General features: G+C 49.8%; 1 protein-coding gene. It reads right to left on the bottom strand.

Translation table 11 applies throughout. The features are described 5' to 3' along the window. Window positions 1-1,262: VCBS domain-containing protein (locus R7Z41_RS23930; protein WP_206971080.1), on the bottom strand; the 1,262-nt coding region annotated here is incomplete at both ends.

Below are 1,262 nucleotides of genomic sequence, written 5' to 3' on the forward strand. Positions count from 1 at the left end.
AACGCATCCACCGCTGTGATGGTCGGTACATCATCAACAATCGTGACTGGAATGGTTTCAGTAACGGTGTCGCCATCGAAGTCGGTTGCGATAATTGGGAAGTTGAGTGTCAGCTCATCACTATCCACCGCGTGATCAATTGGCCCTTCTAGCGTGAAGTTATAAGAGCCATCAGTATTCACTGTCAGCGTAAAGACCGCTTCAGAGCCCGCTGTTGCTTCGTAGGTAAAACTGCCATCACCATTTGCAGTTTCTGTTAGCGTGACAGCCACACCTTGCGAGGTTAAACCGTCAACTGGTGTTGATGTGCCATCGAGTTGGTAGCTCACCACTCGGTCTGAACCTTGCGTGGTGGTGAAGTTACCATCAATAGAAATCGGGTTGCTTTGGTCTGAGCCAATTGACGCTAGATCATCTTCATCAACCGTAATGGAATCCACGTCAGTAATAACTGGCTTATCGTCTACGATCGTCACTGGGATAGTGGCATTTGTGGTGTCGCCATCAAAGTCGGTCGCGATGATTGGGAAGTTCAGTATCAACTCATCACTATCTACTGCGTGGTCGATTGGACCTTCAAGCGTGAAGTTATAGCTACCATCAGTATTCACTGTCAGCGTAAAGACCGCTTCAGTACCCGCTGTCGCCTCGTAAGTAAAGCTGCCATCACCGTTTGCGGTTTCAGTCAGCGTGACGGCCACGCCTTGTGATGTAAGGCCGTCAACTGGTGTTGCAGAAGCATCAAGCTGATAGCTCACCACTCGGTCCGAGCCTTGTGTGGTGGTGAAGTTGCCATCGATTGAAATCGGGTCAGTTTGATCTGAGCCAATCGTGCCTAAATCATCTTCATCAACGGTAATCGCATCGACATCGGTAATGGTCGGCTTATCATCCACGATGGTGACTGGGAGCGTTTCTGTGGTGGTATCACCATCAAAATCCGTCGCGATGATTGGGAAGTTCAGTGTCAGCTCATCACTGTCTGTCGCATGGTCAATTGGCCCCTGAAGCGTGAAGTTGTATGAACCATCCGTATTCACGGTCAGCGTAAATACGGCTTCAGTTCCTGCTGTCGCTTCATAAGTGTAGCTACCGTCGCCGTTTGCGGTTTCAGTCAGCGTGACGGCCACACCTTGTGATGTTAGACCGTCAACAGGCGTTGCAGCAGCATCCAATTGGTAGCTTACTACCCCATCAGAGCCTTGCGTTGTAGTGAAGTTGCCATCGATTGAAATTGGATCTGAGCCATCAGAGCCAATCGT

This window comes from Vibrio sp. 1457 (assembly GCF_033340195.1).
Taxonomy (GTDB): Bacteria; Pseudomonadota; Gammaproteobacteria; order Enterobacterales; family Vibrionaceae; genus Vibrio; species Vibrio alginolyticus.